We start from the raw sequence: 17,968 nt of genomic DNA on the forward strand, positions 1-17,968 counted from the left end.
GGCGAGCCATGGCCGTCGGGGGCTCCCCTCGTCCCCACGACCCCAGGGAACGTGCCATGACCAGCTCCGTGCCGATCTTCAAGCTGCGCCCTCCGGCCCAGCCCCCGCATCTTCTGACACGCCGGCGTCTGCTGCGTCGGATTGACGCCGCGTCGGAGCCCGTGGTGGTGGTCTCCGCGCCGGCCGGTGCCGGGAAAACGGTGCTCCTGACCGAGTGGTCGCGAGGCCTGGCGGCTCGCGAAGGGTGCGCCTGGCTCAGCCTGGACGCGTACGACAACGCCCCGGGCCGGCTCTGGGCAGGAATTCTGCGGGCGTTGCACCACGTGCGACCGGAACTGTCCGTTTGCCTCGAGAGCGACGAGTGGACGCTCGCCGCATGGCTCGAGGAGATTCTGCCGAGCCTTTTGACCGGACTGAGCGGAGAGGCACCGCTCACGCTGATCCTCGACGGATTGGAATCCATCACGGACACCGACGCGGTCGGCACGCTGGCGGACTTCCTGACAAGGCTTCCGCAGGGCTTCCGCGTCATTCTGTCGACCCGGCACATTCCCGGAAGGCCCCTTCCGGTCCTGCGCGCCCGGGGTCTGGTCGCCGAACTCGACCAGCACGACCTGGCCTTCACCCTTGGGGAAGCGCAGGCAGTGCTGACCGACCTGCTCGGGTCCGCTCCGACCGCGGACACGTCGAGCGCACTGTACGAGGCCACCGAGGGATGGGCCGCGGGGCTGTGCATCATGGGGCGCGCCCTGGCCCGCTCGGCCAACGAGGCTGGCACGGAAGGGAACTTGGCCCGTGGCAGGCAGGCAGTCATCGACTATCTGGCCACCGACGTGCTCTACCGGCTCACCACCGAAGAGCGTGAGTTCCTGCTGCGCACCAGTGTGCTCGACGAACTGAGTGCTGGGCCGTGCCAGGCCCTCGCCGGGGACCGGGCGGGCGTACTGCTGCGCGAGCTGGCGCGTACCGTGCAACTGCTCGTGCCCGTCGCCGCCGATCCGTCGGCGTACCGGCATCACCGAGCACTGTCTGCGCTGCTGGCCGACGTCCTGAGGTCCGAAGGCCCGGACACCGTCGTGTCCCTGCACCGCTCGGCGGCGCAGTGGTACTCCCGGCGGCAGGAGACGACCGCGGCCGTACGGCACTGGGTGCTGGGCGGCGACGAGTCGGCGGCCGTCGCGTCGGTCCTCGACGGTTGGGAGAAGGCGATCTCGGCCGGCCGTAGTGCAGAGGTCGCGCATTGGCTGGACCTCTTGCCGCCCCGCATGGTCGCCGCCGACGCGAGATTGTGCGTCGTGGCGGCGATGGCGGCTCTCTCCGCAGGCGCCCCGGAAACGGCCCGTCGTTGGCTGGATGTGGCCCAGCTCAGACAGACGGGCCCGGAGACACTCGGCGAAGGCAGCACGGTGTCGGGTGCGACAGCCGTTGCTCAGGCCGTCGCCTGCTGCCTGGAAGGGGAGGTCCTGACTGCCGACCGTCTCGGCGAATCCGCTGTTGCCGACACCAAGCCGTTGACTTCCTGGCGCGCCCTGGCCCGTACGTCTCGCGGTGCGGCTCTGCTGTGGACCTGCCGGTACGAGGAGGCGGAGGCGCTGCTCGGTGAGGCGACCCGTGATGCGCATGCCGCCGGGCACGGCCTGGCACTCGTCCGCGCACTGGGTCTGCGGGCGCTGTGCGCGCTGCTGGCCGGACGGCACGAGCCGGCGCGAATTCTGAGCGACGAGGCCCTTGGGGCGGCTGCGGCGGCCGGCCTGGGCGGTCACTTCGTCGCTGCGTCTGCCTACATCGGCCGGGCCGGGCTGCTCCTGGAAGAGGGAGAGGCAGAAGAGGCCGAACGGGTTCTGGCCGGCGCGGAAGCGGCGCTGGCGGGCTCACCCCGGACGGGATGCGAACCCCACGTACGCGCCTTGTGTCATGCCACGCGGGCACGACTTGAGAGTGCGCGGCACAAGACGGACGCGGCGCGGGCGGCCCGAGAGGCGGCCGAGCGCGCCGCGGCACGGTGCGAGTCGCCAGGGGTGCTGACCGTCCTGCTCGGCCGGGCGGGCGAGGACACGGCCGTGACGCCTGCCGCGCCCGGCCCCCAAAATCTGTCGCTGGGTGAGCGCCGAGTGCTTCGCGCCTTGTGCGGTCCGCTGACGCTGCGTGAGATCGCCGCCGAATTCTATGTGTCACACAACACCGTCAAGACACAGGTACGGGCGATCTTCCGGAAACTCGACGCGCACGACAGGAGCGAAGCGGTCGCAAGGGCCCGGGCGTGCGGCGTTCTCTGACCCGGGCCCTTGCACCCTGCTACGAGGCGTCCTGGCGTCGGGCGTAGTCCGCCTGAGCCGTGTACGCCGTCTCGTTCTGCTCGTCGCCCTCGCTCTCGATGCCGCAGACCTTGCGCGCGAGGTCGGCCATGCTGCCGCTCGGGGACATCTCGGCGCGCTTCATGGTGAGGGTGCGGATCGCCAGCAGAGGCGTGCCGTTGAAGTTCTCGAAGGTGCTGATGCGGCTGCCCCAGTCGGACAGGAACAGGTCGCGGATCACGCGGCTGATCTTCAGCCGGTCGTGCGGCCTGCCGACCGGTCCCGTCTGCAGCGCCTCCAGCCACGGCCGCAGCTCGGGCCGCTGCCACTGCCCCTCGGTGGGGAAGATGAGCGAGGCACGTCCGGCCAGGTCGACGACCTCGTGGACCATGCCGGCGATGTTCTCGAGGTAGAACGCCCGCCCGAAGTCGAACATCAGGACGTTCGGCTTGTAGATGCCGCCGGGCGTGTGGAACCCCTCGTCCTCCGAAGCGATCACATGCGCCTTGAGGGTCTGGTGGAAGCCGGCGAACCGGGCGATCCGGGTCTGGACCGGCGGCAGTTGGTATGTGCCGATGTGCTCGGTCATCAGCAGGACCAGACCGAGCATCAGCTCGGCGCGCACCATCTGGCGTACCAGCGCCTGGTAGTGCAGCCAGTCGAAGACGCGCTGCGGGTACAGCGAGGCGTGCTTGGGGTTACCGATGTGGAACACCCGGTTCCAGGGGATGAGCACGTCCTCGAAGACGATGACGCTGTCCAGTTCGTCGCCCTGGGATGCGAGCGGGTGCTCGACTTCCTCGCCGTCGCGGACGTTGCTCTCCCGGCAGATGATGGTGACCCCGGGAGTGTTGGGCTTGACCGCCCCGAAGATGATCTGCTCCGGCAGGATGCCGGGACGGTAGAAGACGCCGATGTGGATCCAGTCCCCGAAGGCCGCTCCGGTGCTGATCGCCTTCACACCCCGCACGGTGATGCCCTCGTCCGAGGTGCCCACCACCTGCAGGGCGGGGGACTCGGCCTGCGCGGATTCGCGCGAGCGGTCCGTCTGCGGGTCGACGAACGCCGGTGTCGCGTTGAGGTCGGCCTCCCGCACCTCGTTCCAGAAGCCGATGATTCCCTCGGTCAGGTCCCTGCCGTCGGTGCCGACGGACTGACTGCTCCAGGGCTCCGGGTCGTCGACGTAGGTCAGCAGGACGTAGTTGTTGACATCCGGTGTGCGCGGTGTCGCCCCGCCGCCGAGTTCCCGCAGCACCGTCTCCATGTAGCGCCGCTTGCGCTGCAGGTCCTCCTTGGAGCGGTGCTGGAACCACGTCATGGAGCGCCTGACGCCCTCTTCGTCCACGAACGTCATGACGTCCTGGAGATCCGGGCGGTGGTGCAGGTCGTAGAAGTCCGCGATCCTGCTGGCATAGGCCCGAGTCTTGGGGTGCGTGGCCACGTTCTCGACGAGCTCGTCGCCCACCCACACCCTGCGGCCGTCGTTCAGGGCCGCCAGGTAGTCCTTGCCTGTACGCACGTCGTGCTCCTCTCCAAGGGCAAGAGATCTGGACGGCATGGAGCATGCGTCGCGGCCGGGTGAGAGGACGGCGCGGAACCGGCAATCACCCGGGTGAAAGCGTCGACCACAGGGGAACCGACGTTGAGGGCGAAGTGGCCGTGCGGCATGCTTGCCGCATGGGCAGCACAGACCCCACGGACGACCGTTTCCGTGGGCGCGGGAACCAGGCCATGACCCGGCTGCGCCTCAGGGGACGGGACCGCGAACTCGCGGCTGTCCGTGAGGCCCTGAATGCGGTGCGTGGCGGACGGGGTGCCTGCGTCGTCGTGGAAGGCGCGCCCGGCGTGGGCAAGAGTCGGCTGCTCGCCGAGTTGGATGCGATGGCACGGCGATGCGGGTTCGACGTGGTGTCCGTACGGGCCGACGAGCTCGACCAGTACGCGGCGGGGGCCGCACTGCAGTCCGCCTTGCAGTCCTCCTCCGATGGTGCTGTACGAGTCGCCGCCGCCCCCGACGACCGGCGGCTCTTGCTGCTGGACAGCATCACCGACGCTCTGGAGGACCGAGCCCAGCGCGCCCCGGTGGCCGTGCTTGTGGACGACGCGCAGTGGGCGGATCCGGCTACGCTCTTCGTGCTCCGTACCCTGCCTGGACGACTGGCCGCCTCGCGGATCCTGTGGGTGCTGGCGGTACGGTCGGAGACCGAGCGGCCGACCGTGGCCAGGGTGCGGGAGGACCTCGAACGCCTCGGAGCCCGATGGCTGACCCTCGGCCCCCTGCCGCAACAGGAGCTGCAGCACATCGCGGCCGATGTGCTCGGGGCGAAGCCGCCACCCGCTCTGGCAAGGCTGCTGCGCGGCGTCGCGGGCAACCCGTTCCTGGCGATTGAGCTGGTGCGCGCTTTCGACGGCACGGATGGGGTCACGGCGGAGGCGGGGGTGGCGAGCCTCCCGCAGCACGGCATCCCGGTCGGTTTCCGGCTGAGTGTCGCCGCGCGTCTGGACCGGCTCCCGGAGGATGCCGCACGCCTGCTCCAGATAGGGTCCGTCCTCGGCCGCGAATTCGACCTCGGTACGGCAGCCCGCATGCTCGGCAGGCAGGTCGGCAGTCTGCTGCCGGGCGTCGAGGCCGCCGTGAACGCCGGTCTGCTCTCGGCCGACGGCCCGCGACTCGCCTTCCGCCACGACCTCATACGGCACGCGGTCCACGAGAACCTGCCTCTGGCCGTACGGACCGCTCTGCACCGGGAGGCCGCCGACAGTCTGCGCGGCACAGGGGCACGATCGGCGGAGGTGGCCTGGCATGTGGTCATGTCGGGTGGCCCCCTCGACGACGACGCCGTGGCCACGTTGCACACCGCCGTACGGGAACTGTCGTCGACGGCCCCCGACGCGGCTGCGGACTTCGCTCAGCGCATCGCCGGCCTGTTGCGCCCGCACGACCGGCGTCGCATCACCCTGCTGACCGACGCCGCCGAGTACCTCGGCCGGACGCGCCGGGTTCACGAGGCGCTCGACCTGGTCGACGCGGTTCTGGCGGCGGGCCCTGAGCCATCGCAGGAGGCGCGCCTGCGTCTGGTGGCCGCCGAGATCCACCAGGCCGCGGGCGACGACGCCACGGCGATGACGCACCTCCAACAGGCCCTGGACCTTCCCGCGCTGCCGCTCGACTTGCGCATTCGGCTGCTGAAGACCAAGGCGACGGGCCACGTGTACCTCGGGGACATCACTGCTGCCGAGCAGACCGACATGGGGCTGGTCGAGGCCGCGTACCGCAGCAACGATCCGGCCCTCGTCGTCAGCGCCATGGTGTTCCAGTCGCAGACGTTCTTCTACCGCGGGCGCATTGCCCGCGCCCTTGAGCTTGCCGAGGAGGCCACCGGACGCGCCGGCGAGGAGTCCGACGTGCTCTATCTGCGGCCCCCGCGGATTCCGGCCTTGTGGCTGGCCATGGTGCTGACCGCCACCGACCGGCTTGCGGACACCGAGCGGATTCTCCGGGAGGGACAGCGGGAAGCGGAGGCGCTGGGCCTCGGCTGGTCACTTCCCCACTGGCATGCCGGCCGTGCCTGCGCACTGCTGGAACGGGGAGCGCTGGACGACGCGGCGGTGGAGGCCGAGGCCAGTCTGACGGTAGCGGACGAACTCGAGATCACTCAGCCATATCCACAGGTCCGCTCCGTGCTGGCATTGGTGGAGATCAGACGCGGCGACCTCACCAAGGCCCGGAGCCACCTCCGTGCTGCCGAAAACGGTTCCGGCACGATTGCGCAGCGATACGCCCCCTGGGTGTCGCTCGCGCGCGCCTGCCTGACGGATGCGGAGGGCCGGGATGCCACCGCGGCTGTGACATTCACGGGCAGCTTCGCAGGCCGTGAGCCGACGCGGCTGCTTGCGGTGCCTCCGTCCCAGTGGCCCGAGATCGTGCGCGTCGCGCTCCATGGTGAGGACCCGTCGGTCGCGCAGGCCGTGTCCGGCGCACTGCGCAGCCTCACCGCACAGGACGACAGCCAGCAGATCATCAGGGCAGTCCGCGCCCACGTGGACGGCCTGCTCCACGACGACCGGCGCGCGCTGGAGTCCGCCATCGCCGGCTACCGGAGCACCGGCAGGTCGCTGGCCCTGGCCGCGGCCTGCGAGGACCTCGGCGAGCGCATCACCGCATCGGCCGATTCGGCGACGGCGATCCCGTACTTCGAAGAAGCGGAGCACCTGACGTCGGCCTCAGGAGCTCTGCGCGACAACGAACGGATCAGGCGGCGCCTTCGGCAGCTCGGGGTGCGCACGGGTGCCGTGCGGCACCACACGACCGGGTCTCCGGAGTGGGGGAACCTGACCGAATCCGAGCGGAAACTGATCCCGCTCGTTGTGGACGGCCTCACCAACCGGGCCATCGCCGACCGGCTCTACGTGTCTGTGCACACCGTCAATACGCACATGAAGCACATCTTCACCAAGCTCGGCATCAACACGCGAGTCGAACTGACCCGGCTGGCGATCGAACGGGGTCACACCGACAGGGCGGAGTGAGCCGTGCCCTCGACCGGCAGGTCGCGGCGGCAGGGATCCCTTGAACAGGCGATGCCGGCTTCGGCCGTACCTGTGATGCTGGTCGCGATGGCGAAGCCACCGGAACGGCACCGTCCTTCATCAGGAAGCGACCGCCTCATGAACACGATGCGCGCAGTACACGCACAACGACGCGGAGGCCATGCGCAGTTGTCGCGGGCGGCTGGTCAGTCGCCGCCCAGGGCGGTCGCGACCGATGCCGGCACCGGTCCGGACAGCGGATACCGCGGCCGGCTCCGGGCTGCCGTGGCCGCGAGCGCGGCACCGCACGGGTACACCCTGGCCCTGTGGACCGCCACCGCGGTGACGTCCTCCGATCGGGGCGCCCCAGGGGCAGCCGAGGTCCTGACGCTCCTCGCCGGTGCGACGCTCACCTTCGTCGCGTTGGGTGCCGTCGCATACGGCGGTGCCTCCATGGCGCCGGACAGATCCGCGGCGGCCGGCACGCGGATATGGGCCGCCTTCCATCTGCCCATGGCGGCTTTCGCCGGTCTGGTCAGCCTGTTGTTTGCACGGTGGTGTTCGGGGCCCCTCCTGTGGGGGCTCGTCGGGACTACCACGACCGCCGTGTACCTGCTGGGTGTCAGCGCCCAGTCCCGCTGCTTCGCAAACAGCGCAGTCAATGACAAGCCGCAGACGCTCATCCGCCATGAGGTCACCACGTCTCTGGCACTCTGCCCCGCAGCCCGGGACCCTCTGTCCCGGGACGGACGGCCTGCCGGCACCTTCACCGACGAGCCAGTGACGGACGATCAGGTAGAGGCCATCTACGACCTGGTCCCATGCGGTCCCGCCGCCATGAACCACCAGCCGATGCGCATCGTGCTCGTCCGTTCCGCCGCGGCGAGCAAGCGCGGGACCGAGCACCCTTCCGAGGGGTGACCGCAAGCAGACCGTCGCCGCCCCGCTCGTCGCCGTCCTCACCGCGGACGATGAACCGCTGCCGGATGGTGGGAGCTCAGGCCGGCAACGGCAATGGGCGACATGCGGCTGCTGCCGTCACACGCCGTTCAACTGCGGGGCCGGGGTGCGAATCCGGCCTTCTCGTAGCATTCGTCGATGAGCCGCATCGTCGCCAGTGCGTCCTCCGCGTCGAGCGGCAGCGGCTCTCCATGCCTGACATGGGCGGCGAACGCGTCGAACTCGTAGGCGTACGAGGACCTGCGGCCGAGCTCCTCCGTCCGTTCGCCGGCCTCCGTGCGCACCACGACCCGGTCGTCCTGGTGCGGCAGCACGAAGTCCGGTGCGACGGCCTCGCCCCGGGTGCCGACCACCCGGCAGGTCGCCTGCCAGGTGTCGTCCACCATGGAACAGCGTGCGGAACCGGTGGCCCCGTTCGGGAACGCGAGGTCCGCCTCCAGCCATGCGTCGACCCCGGGAGCGCCGCTGTGTTCCCCGCCGCGCGCCGAGACGAGCCGCGGAGCGCCGCCCGCCCACGGGGCGAGCATCCGCTGAGCGTGCAGGCCGTAACACCCCACGTCCATCAGGGCGCCACCGGCCAGAGGCAGCGACCAGCGCACGTCGCCGTCCGGCGGGGCGGGCATGGCCACGACGGTCTCCACATGCCGCAGCTCACCGAGTTCACCGGAGGCCAGCAGCGCGTGCAGCCGCTGGTTGACCGGGTGGAAGAGGTAGTGGAAGGCCTCCATGAAGACCGTGCCTGCCTGCGCGGCCGCCTCCCGTACCTCCGCCGCCTCCTCGGCGTTGCTCGCGGACGGCTTCTCGCTGAGCACGTGCTTGCCCGCGCGCAGTGCCGCGAGGTTCCACGGGCCGTGCAGACCGTTGGCGAGCGGGTTGTAGACGACCTCGACCTCCGGGTCGGAGACGAGATCGGCGTAGGAGTCCGCGACCCGCTCCACGCCATGGGTGTCGGCGAAGGACCGCGCCCGGTCGCGGTCGCGGGCGGCGACCGCCACCAGACGGTGGCCGCCCGCGCGGGCCGGAGTGATGAGAGCCCGTTCACTGATCCGGGCCGCGCCCAGGATCCCGATCCGCAGGGGCTCGCTCATCCCTCGTTCACCTCGTCCATGCCGTGCCGCACCTCGTCCATCCGCACCGGGCGGTGCTCGGCCAGCGAGAGCGCGCAGGCCTCGGCGATCCAGCTTGCCTCGATGGCGTCGGCCACGGTACACGGCGAGGGGCTGCGCCCCGCCACGACCTCGGTGAAGGCGGTGAGTTCGGCGCGGTAGGCGCCCGCGAAGCGGTCCATGAAGAAGTGGTGCGGCGCACCGGCGGGGAAGGTGGCACCGGGTTCCACGGACCGCAGCGGGAGCTTGTCCTCCAGGCCCACGGCGATGCTGTCCTTCATGCCGTGCAGCTCCAGGCGTACGTCGTAACCGCGCGCGTTGTGCCGGGAGTTGGAGACCACGGCCAGTGTGCCGTCGTCCAGCGTAAGGATCGCCGACGCGGTGTCGACGTCGCCGGCGGCCGCGATGTACGCGGCCCCGCGGTTGCCGCCGGCCGCGTACACCTCGGTGACCTCCTGCCCGGTCACCCACCGCACGATGTCGAAGTCGTGCACGGAACAGTCGCGGAAGATGCCACCGGAGACGGCGATGTACGCCTCCGGCGGCGGCGCCGGGTCCAGAGTGGTGGAGCGCACGGTGTGCAGCTTGCCGAGTTCGTCGGCGAGGACCGCCTTGCGCGCGGCGACACAGCCCGCGTCGAACCGCCGGTTGTAACCGATGTGCACCTCGACCCCGCTGTTCCGGACGGCGCGCAGTACGGTCAGCGACTCCTCGACGGTCTTCGCCACCGGCTTCTCGCAGAAGACCGGGACGCCCGCCTCGACGGCGGCGAGGATCAGCGAGGGGTGCGCGTCCGTGGCGGCGGCGATCACGACGCCGTCGACCCCGGCGGCCAGCAGCGCCTCGGGCGAGGCCACCGCCGTCGCCCCGAAACGCTCCGCCGCCGAGGCGGTGGCCGCGGCCACCGGGTCGGTGACCACCAGTGACTCCACGGCGTCCAGTCCGGCGAGGGTGGCCGCGTGGAAGGCGCCGATGCGGCCGAGGCCCAGGATGCCGATACGCATGAGAGGTTGCTCCGATCGATCGTGGAAAGCGCTGCGGACAGCGGTTCGTGCGGTGGCGTCGTCAGTCGAGTCCGCCTGGGACGATCTGGTCCCAGTCGATCACCGAGCCGGTCACCACACCACTGCGGTCGGACAGCAGGAAGACGACGAAGTCGGCGATCTCGTCGACCTGGCCCAGCTTGCCCATCGGCTGCGACTCGGCCGCCTTCCGGCGCCAGTCGTCGCCGGCGCCGTGGAAGGCACGCTGGACGGCGTCCTCGCCCTCGGTGTCCGTCCAGCCGATGTTGAGCCCGTTGATCCGGATCCGGTCCCAGCGGTGTGCGTGGGCGGCGTTGCGGGTCAGACCGGCGAGTCCGGCCTTGGCGGCGACGTATGGGGCGAGGAAGGGCTGTCCGCCGTGGGCCGAGGAGGTGATGATGTTGACGATGGTGCCGGGTGCCCCCCGCTCCACCATGTTCTGCACGGCCGCCTGCATGGCGAAGAACGGCGCCCGAAGGTTGATCGCGATGTGTGCGTCGAACAGCTCCGGCGTGGTGTCCAGCAGGGAACCGCGCGAGGTCAGCCCGGCGGCGTTCACCAGGCAGTCGATCCGGCCGTGGCGCCCCACGACCTCCTCCACGCCGCGGCGCGCCTGCACGGGGTCGGCGAGATCCGCCTGTACGAAGGCGGCGCCCGACTCGGCCGCGAACTTCTCACCGACCTCGGCCCGGCGCCCGGTGAAGACGACGTGTGCGCCTTCACGCGCGGCGGCCCGGACGATGCCGGCGCCGACCCCCTGGCTTCCGCCGTTGACGAGGACGACCTTGTCTTCCAGAAGTTCCATGAGTGCGATGTGCCCCTTCAGATCCGGCGGCGCTCAGCGCCGGCCCGCAGTTCCTCGCCGAGCCGCTCCGGGCTCCAGCCCTCCGACACCGCCCGCCACACGGTGTCAGCCTGGGACGGCGGTGCCAGCCCGTCGACCGGCGGGTCCAGGTCCAGATTGGTGGGGAAGGGATAGCCCTCGGCACAGGCGGCGACCACCCGGCGCAGCCAGTCCTCGGCGGCCCCCTCGCCCTTGCGTCGCAGCAGCACCGGATAGACCGAGTTCGACACCGTCTCGCGGTCGACCGTCTCCATGGCGCGGCCGAAGGCGGAGGAGATCTGCAGCAGGTTCGCCATGCGCCTGATGTCCATGGACCGGTTGTGCCCGGCGGCGTGGAAGAGGGCGGGGTTGAAGAACGCCGCGTCGCCCTTCTCCAGCGGCAGCTGGACATGGTGCTCGGCGAAGTAGGCGATGAACTCCGGCCGCCGCCACGCCAGATATCCCGGCTCGTACTTCTGGGAGTGGGGCAGGTACAGCGTCGGGCCGGACTCCACGGGCATGTCGCAGTGCGCCACCGCGCCCTGGAGGGTGAGGACGGGCGAGAGCCGGTGGACATGGGCCGGGTAGCGGGAGGCCTGCTCCTGGGTGAGGAAACCGAGGTGGTAGTCGCGGTGCACACTCTGCGCGGCGCCGCCCGGGTTGACCTGGTTGATCTGCGAGGTTATCTGGTAGCCCGGGCCGAGCCACGCCTCGGCGATCAGCGCCAGCATGTCGTTGGCGTAATAGTCGGCGAACGTCTCGGCGTCGCGTACGGCCATCTTGTCGAGCGCGTTCCACACCCGGTCGTTGGCTCCGGGCTCGGCGAAGTGGTCGCCTCGGGCGCCGCCCGCCGCCCGCTCCTGCTCGATGACCGCGGTGAAGGCGGCACTCGCGCGGTCCACCACGCCGAGATCGGGGAACGCCCGCTTGAGCACCACGATGCCGGGCCCGTCCGTCAGGGCACGCACAAATTCGGTCTGCACACGCTTCGGGTCGACGGCCCTCAGCCGGTCGCTGTCGTACAGGAGAACGTCCTGCTCGACCGCCTCGGCGAGCGGATGGTCATCCGGATCGGTGCGCCGGTCGACCAGGGAGCGGAAGGCGTCGAGGTCGCAGTCCTGCTCCCCCAACCAGGTTCCCGGCCCCGGAGCGGTGAGAGACATCGCAAGGTCCTTTCGCCGTGCCGTCGTCTCCGCCAGTCTTGTGAACCCCAGCCCATCATTCAATGAGCAGAAACCCATCAATAAACCATCATCGGCGAGCCGCCGTCATCGGCCGCCCTCGACTTCCGGGACACAGCCATGGGACACCCGTACACGATCCGTGAGATCGCCCGTCAGGCCGGGCTGAGTCAGGCCACCGTCGACCGCGTCCTCAACCACCGGGGCGGGGTGCGCGAGAGCACGGTGCGTGAGGTGCACCAGGCGATCAAGGATCTGGACCGGCAGCGGACACAGGTCCGCATCGGCGGACGTGCCTTCATGATCGACATCGTGATGCAGACCCCGGCCCGGTTCTCCTCGGCGGTCCGCGACGCCCTGGAGGCCGAGCTGCCCTCTCTGCAGCCCGCACTCGTCCGCTCCCGCTTCCACTTCCGCGAGACCTGCCCGCCCGCGGAGCTGATCCGCATCCTGGAGCGCATCGCCCGGCGAGGCTCCCAGGGCGTGATCCTCAAGGCCCCGGACCTACCGGAGATCACCGCCGCCGTGGGCAGGCTGGTCGCGGCCGGGATACCCGTGGTCACCCTGGTCACCGACCTGCCCGGCAGCGCGCGCCGCGCCTATGTCGGCATCGACAACCGCGCCGCGGGGGCCACCGCCGCCTACCTCCTCGACCAGTGGCTGGGCGACCGCCCCGGGCATGTGCTCGTCACCATCAGCCGGGGCTTCTTCCGCGGCGAGGAGGAGCGCGAGATGGGCTTCCGCGGCGCGCTGCGGATGTCCCGGCCCGAGGGCGCACTGGTCGAGGTCACCGACAGCGACGGACTGGACGCCACCCAGCGCGACCTCGTACTGACCGCGCTGAAGCGGGATCCGGCGATCAACGCGGTCTACTCCATCGGCGGCGGCAACGCCGCGACCGTCGAGGCCTTCGACGTGCTCGGCCGCGACCTGGCCGTCTTCATCGCGCACGACCTCGACCGCGACAACACCCGGCTGCTGGGCGAACGCCGCATCTCCGCCGTGCTCCACCACGACCTGCGCCAGGACATGCGGAGCGCCTGCCAGACGGTGATGCGGGCGCACGGTGCGCTCCCGGAGGAGGGCCCGCACCTCCCGTCGCCCATCCAGGTGGTCACCCCGTTCAATCTGCCGCCCGGGGTGGTCGTGGAGGGTTGATCAGGCGGGCCGGCCACGGTCACACTGACGAGGTGGATGCGGATCCGGGGTTCTTCGGGCCCTCCTCGGTGACCTGGCAGATGCACGGCGACCCCATGATGTGGGTCGCGGGCATCCGCGCGCTCTACCTCCAGGCCCTGCACCCGCCGACCGTGCGCGGTGTGCTGCAGAACTCCGACTTCCGGCGCGACGCCTGGGGCAGGCTGATGCGCACCGCCGACTTCGTCGGGACGACGACCTACGGCACCACGGAGGCCGCCGAGCGGGCGGCCGCGCGGGTGCGGAAGATCCACGCCATGCTCGCAGCGACGGATCCGGACACGGGTGAGCGGTACGGGGTCGACGCACCCGAGCTGCTGCTGTGGGTGCACTGCGCGGAGATCGACTCCTATCTCCACGTCCTGCGCCGCTCGGGCTTCCGGCTCACCGACGCACAGGCCGACCGGTACATCCGCGAGAACCGGGTCGCCGCCGCTCTCATGGGTCTCGACCCGGAAGGAGTCCCGGCCGACCACGGCGAGTTGGCCGCGTACTTCGAGAAGGTGCTGCCCGAGCTCGCCGCCGGACCCGAGGCGCGCGAGGTGGACGACTTCCTGCGCTGCCCGCCCGTTCACCCGTTGCTGCGCCCGGCGCGCGCCCTGCTGTGGCGGCGTGTGGCAGACCTGGCGTACGCCTCCCTGCCCCGGTACGCCCACGAGCTGTACGGGAGGCCGGCCCCCGGAACCGTGACAGTGACCCGGCACCTGCGTCTCACCGGCACCCTGCTCCGCTGCATTCCCGCACGTCTGCGCTGGCAACTGCCGCCCAAACACATCCTCCGCGCGATGGCCAGACTCGGCCCGAGCGCGCGCCCTGCGCCGTACAAAGTCGGCAGATAACTCGCCATACTGGACGGGCCAGGGGAGGGGCGAGGCCGGGACGGGGGCGATCTCAGGCGATGGCGGAGACCAGGCTGATCCAGGGCCGGTACCGGCTGCTGGAGTTGATCGGGCGAGGCGGCATGGGCGAGGTGTGGCGCGCGCGCGACGAGTCCCTCGGCAGAAAGGTAGCGGTCAAGTGCCTCAAACCACTCGGCCCGGACCACGACCAGTCGTTCACGCGGGTCCTGAGGGAGCGGTTCCGGCGTGAGGCGCGTGTGGCCGCGGCCCTCCAGCATCCCGGGGTGACCGTGGTGCACGACTTCGGCGAGTCCGGCGACGTGCTGTACCTGGTCATGGAACTGCTGGAGGGACGCAACCTCAGCCAGCTCCTGGAGGACAACAAGCACCATCCGCTGCCGTTGCCCGATGTCGTCGACATCACCGAACAGGTCGCGGCGGCGCTCGCCTACACCCATCGCCAGGGCATCGTGCACCGCGACCTGAAACCCGCCAACATCGTGCGGACGGGCGACGGGACGGTGAAGATCTGCGACTTCGGCATCGCCCGCCTCGGCCACGACATCGGCTTCACCGCGCGCCTGACGGGCACCGGCATCGCGATGGGCACCCCGCACTACATGTCGCCGGAGCAGATCGGCGGGGAACCCGTGGACCAGCGCAGCGACCTGTACTCGCTGGGGTGCGTGCTGTACGAGATCGCCACCGGTGTACCGCCGTTCGACCGCGACGACGCGTGGGCCGTTCTTGTCGGGCACCGCGACACCGTGCCGGAGCCGCCGCGCAGTCACCGCGCCGACCTCCCCGAGGACTTCGAGCGCATCATCCTCGACCTGCTCGCCAAGAGCCCCGACGAGCGTCCGCAGGACGCGCGCGAGCTGGTGCGGAGGATCGGCGCGGCCCGCACTCTGCCCGCGTACCCACCCACTGTCGTGTCGCCCGCGCCCACCGTTCGGCCCTCCTCCCGCGAGCCCCGGCTGCCCTCCTGGACCCGGGGCATGACCACCGGTCACAAGGCGGCGGGCACCGGACTGCGCACCACCCCGCCCGACGGCTCGGCCGGCCTCGCCGGCGAGTGGATCGCCCGCCCCGTCACGGGCCGCCCGTCCGAGCCGTTACGCACCGAGCGGCCCACGCCGCCACCGGACACGGTGGGCGCCCTGGCCGGCCGGCACAACGCGGGACTGAGCCTCGGCAGGCTCGGCCGCTGGACCGAGGCCGGCGAGGTGCACCGCGCGGTGGCCGCCGAGCGTGAACACCTTCTGGGCCCCGACCACCCGGACACCCTGGCCAGCCGCTACGAGGTCGGCTTCACGCTGAGCCGCACCGGCCGTCCCGCCGACGCCCTGCGGGAGTACACACACGTCGCCCGGGCCAGGGAGCGGGTGTTCGGCCCCGACCACCCGGACACCCTGGCCGCACGTCAGGAGATGGCCTACGTCCTGGGCCAGCTGGGCCGGCCCTTCGAGGCACACCAGGTGTACATGTCGGTGCTGACCGTCCGGGAGCGCGCCATGGGCCCGGACCACCCCGACACCCTGCGCTGTCGGCACAACATCGCCTTCAACCTCAGTCGGCTCGGGCGCCTGGAGGACTCGTACCGTACGGCGTACGAGGTGGCCGAGGCCCGCGCCCGGGTGCTCGGCGCCACGCACCCCGACACCCTCGTCACGCGGTACGAGGTCGCCTACGCCCTGGGCCAGTTGGGCCGCTGGCCCGAGGCCCTGCAGACGTACCGGGAGGTGGCCGAGGCGCGGTCTTCGGCGCTGGGCCCCGATCACCCGGACACCCTCGCCGCCCGCCACGAGATCGGGATCAGCCTCGGCCGCCTCGGACGCAGTGCGCAGGCCCTCGCGCTCTACCGCGAACTGGTGGACGACCGCACCCGTGTCCTCGGCCCGGCGCACCCCGAGACCCTTCGCGCCCGGCACGGCCTCGGTGTCAACCTGGGACGCCTCGGCCGCTGGGAGGAGGCCCTCGCGGAGGCTCGCGACGTGGCCGCCCTGCGCGAGCGCGCCCTGGGTCCGGACCACCCGGACACCCTGGTCAGCCGACGAGAGGTGGCCGTCGGGCTCGGCTGGCTCGGCCGCTGGGCCGACGCCCTCACCGAGTACCGCCGCGTGGCGGCAGCCCGCGAAAGAGTCCTCGGCCGCGACCACTCCGACACCCTCTCCAGCCGCAACGACGAGGCCCACTGCCTGGAGCAGCTGGGCCGGGGCCAGGAGGCGGTGGAGCTCTACCGGAGGGTGGCGGTGTCACGGCAGCAGGGGGCGGCCGGCGGACCCTGAGGCGCCGCGGTCGGCTCGCCTCTGGCCGATCCGGATCATGGCGTGTTACGAAGAGGCATGCCTGTACACGAGGAATACGACGCCGTGATCGTCGGCGGGGGCCACAACGGACTGGTGGCCGCCGCCTATCTGGCCCGGGCCGGGCGGTCCGTGCTGGTCCTGGAACGGCTGGACCATACCGGGGGAGCCGCGGTGTCCACGCGGCCGTTCGCCGGAGTGGACGCACGGCTGTCGCGCTACTCGTACCTGGTCAGCCTGCTGCCCCGCAAGATCGTGCGGGACCTGGAGCTCGATTTCCGGGTGCGGGCGCGGACGGTGTCCTCGTACACGCCCGTCGAGCGCCAGGGGCGGCCCACCGGGCTCCTCGTCGGCGGCGGCGAACGGCGGACCCGGGAGGCGTTCGCCCGGCTCACCGGGTCCGACCGCGAGTACGCGTCCTGGCAGCGCTTCTACGGGATGACCGGGCGGGTCGCCGAAAGGGTGTTCCCCACACTCACCGAGCCCCTGCCGGCCCGGGACGATCTGCGCCGTCGCGTCGACGACGAGGAGGCGTGGCGGGCGCTGTTCGAGGAGCCGATCGGTGCGGCCATCGAGGCGAACTTCGCCGACGACCTGGTCCGCGGTGTCGTTCTCACCGATGCGCTCATCGGTACCTTCGCCGACGCCCACGACGCCTCGCTGCGGCAGAACCGCTGCTTCCTCTACCACGTCATCGGGGGAGGCACGGGCGACTGGGACGTCCCGGTAGGGGGCATGGGCGCGCTCACCGACGCGCTCGCGGCTGCCGCGCGTGCTGCCGGCGCACTGATCGCCACCGGGCGCGAGGTGGTGCGCATCGAGACCGACGGGCGCGCCGCCGAGGTCACGTACCGGAGCGAGGCTGCGGAAGGCACCGTCTCGGCCCGTCACGTCCTGGTGAACGCCTCGCCGCAGGAGCTGGCCAGGCTCACGGGGGACACCCCACCCGCCCCGGCCGAGGGCGCCCAGCTCAAGGTGAACATGCTGCTCACCCGGCTGCCCGCGCTGCGCGACACGGCCGTCGATCCGCGGCAGGCGTTCTCCGGCACCTTCCACATCGCCGAGGGGTACGAACAACTGGCCATCGCCCACGCCCAGGCGGCCCAGGGCGCGCTGCCTGCCGCGCCGCCCTCGGAGATCTACTGTCACTCGCTCACCGACCCGACCATCCTCGGACCCGACCTCGTCGAGCGCGGCTACCAGACCCTGACCCTCTTCGGTCTGCACACGCCCGCGCGGCTCTTCGAAGGCGACAACGACGGCGTACGCAACGAGCTGCTGAAGTCGACGCTGGCGCAGCTCGACGCCCACCTGGCCGAGCCCCTCGAGGACTGCCTGGCCATGGACGCGGACGGGCGTCCCTGCATCGAGGCGAAGACCCCGCTCGACCTGGAGCGTGATCTGCGCCTGCCCGGCGGGAACATCTTCCACCGCGAGCTGGCCTGGCCGTACGCGCAGGAGGGCACGGGCCGCTGGGGCGTGGAGACCCGGCACGCCAACGTCCTGCTGTGCGGTGCGGGCGCGGTGCGCGGTGGCGGGGTGAGCGGGGTGCCGGGGCACAACGCGGCGATGGCGGTTCTCGAAGAAGCGGGGAGCCCCGTGGCTGGCTAGTGCTGTGGCCGGCGAGGTGCACCGGCTTGCGGCAAACCTTTCCGGCCACAGCACTGGCCGTGTTTCAGCGGTTTCTGGCGAGGCCTCCCGGGCCTTCAC

11 protein-coding genes and 1 pseudogene are annotated in these 17,968 nt (G+C 71.2%); 7 read left to right on the plus strand and 5 right to left on the minus strand.

Features of this window, described 5'->3' with window-relative positions:
• Positions 1–56 precede the first annotated feature (56 nt).
• On the plus strand, positions 57–2,276 hold the full coding sequence (locus VXC91_RS23390; protein WP_329509280.1) for a LuxR C-terminal-related transcriptional regulator: 2,220 nt from the start codon (positions 57–59) through the stop codon (positions 2,274–2,276).
• A 19-nt stretch (positions 2,277–2,295) separates the two neighbouring features.
• Here VXC91_RS23390 and VXC91_RS23395 read toward each other — a convergent pair whose 3' ends face one another.
• On the minus strand, positions 2,296–3,813 hold the full coding sequence (locus VXC91_RS23395; protein ID WP_329509281.1) for a 4-hydroxyphenylacetate 3-hydroxylase family protein: 1,518 nt from the start codon (positions 3,811–3,813) through the stop codon (positions 2,296–2,298).
• A 158-nt stretch (positions 3,814–3,971) separates the two neighbouring features.
• On the opposite strand from VXC91_RS23395, the gene VXC91_RS23400 reads away from it, so the two are divergent.
• Together VXC91_RS23400 and VXC91_RS47040 are read left to right on the plus strand one after the other, a co-directional pair.
• On the plus strand, positions 3,972–6,824 hold the full coding sequence (locus tag VXC91_RS23400) for a helix-turn-helix transcriptional regulator (RefSeq protein ID WP_329509282.1): 2,853 nt from the start codon (positions 3,972–3,974) through the stop codon (positions 6,822–6,824).
• A 681-nt stretch (positions 6,825–7,505) separates the two neighbouring features.
• Positions 7,506–7,800, plus strand: a pseudogene (locus VXC91_RS47040) (malonic semialdehyde reductase); the annotation flags it as partial.
• Positions 7,801–7,873: 73 nt separating this feature from the next.
• Here VXC91_RS47040 and VXC91_RS23410 read toward each other — a convergent pair.
• From VXC91_RS23410 to VXC91_RS23425, 4 genes are all read right to left on the minus strand, one after another.
• Positions 7,874–8,872 carry a Gfo/Idh/MocA family protein gene (locus tag VXC91_RS23410; protein ID WP_329509284.1) on the minus strand — a complete coding sequence of 333 codons (999 nt, stop codon included), beginning with the start codon at positions 8,870–8,872 and terminating at the stop codon, positions 7,874–7,876.
• Positions 8,869–9,894, minus strand: a complete 1,026-nt coding sequence (locus VXC91_RS23415; RefSeq protein WP_329509285.1) for a Gfo/Idh/MocA family protein — start codon at positions 9,892–9,894, stop codon at positions 8,869–8,871. The genes VXC91_RS23410 and VXC91_RS23415 overlap by 4 nt, the downstream gene beginning before the upstream one ends.
• Positions 9,895–9,955: 61 nt before the next feature.
• The gene (locus VXC91_RS23420) at positions 9,956–10,717 is read right to left on the minus strand and encodes an SDR family oxidoreductase (RefSeq protein WP_329509286.1); all 762 of its coding nucleotides are present in this window, start codon (positions 10,715–10,717) and stop codon (positions 9,956–9,958) included.
• Between the two features lie 17 nt (positions 10,718–10,734).
• Positions 10,735–11,898 (minus strand): phytanoyl-CoA dioxygenase family protein, encoded by a 1,164-nt coding sequence (locus VXC91_RS23425; RefSeq protein ID WP_329509287.1) that lies wholly within the window; start codon positions 11,896–11,898, stop codon positions 10,735–10,737.
• A gap of 138 nt (positions 11,899–12,036) precedes the next feature.
• On the opposite strand from VXC91_RS23425, the gene VXC91_RS23430 reads away from it, so the two are divergent.
• The 4 genes from VXC91_RS23430 (at position 12,037) to VXC91_RS23445 (ending at position 17,869) form a co-directional block, all read left to right on the plus strand.
• Entirely contained in the window at positions 12,037–13,074 is a 1,038-nt protein-coding gene (locus VXC91_RS23430; protein WP_329509288.1) for a LacI family DNA-binding transcriptional regulator, read from the plus strand.
• A gap of 80 nt (positions 13,075–13,154) precedes the next feature.
• Positions 13,155–13,952 (plus strand): oxygenase MpaB family protein, encoded by a 798-nt coding sequence (locus tag VXC91_RS23435; RefSeq protein ID WP_329509293.1) that lies wholly within the window; start codon positions 13,155–13,157, stop codon positions 13,950–13,952.
• Between the two features lie 59 nt (positions 13,953–14,011).
• Positions 14,012–16,240 (plus strand): serine/threonine-protein kinase, encoded by a 2,229-nt coding sequence (locus VXC91_RS23440; protein ID WP_329509289.1) that lies wholly within the window; start codon positions 14,012–14,014, stop codon positions 16,238–16,240.
• 57 nt (positions 16,241–16,297) lie between these two features.
• Positions 16,298–17,869 carry a phytoene desaturase family protein gene (locus VXC91_RS23445; RefSeq protein WP_329509290.1) on the plus strand — a complete coding sequence of 524 codons (1,572 nt, stop codon included), beginning with the start codon at positions 16,298–16,300 and terminating at the stop codon, positions 17,867–17,869.
• Positions 17,870–17,968: the final 99 nt, after the last annotated feature.

It is taken from the genome of Streptomyces chiangmaiensis, from assembly GCF_036281785.1.
Classification (GTDB): domain Bacteria; phylum Actinomycetota; class Actinomycetes; order Streptomycetales; family Streptomycetaceae; genus Streptomyces; species Streptomyces chiangmaiensis.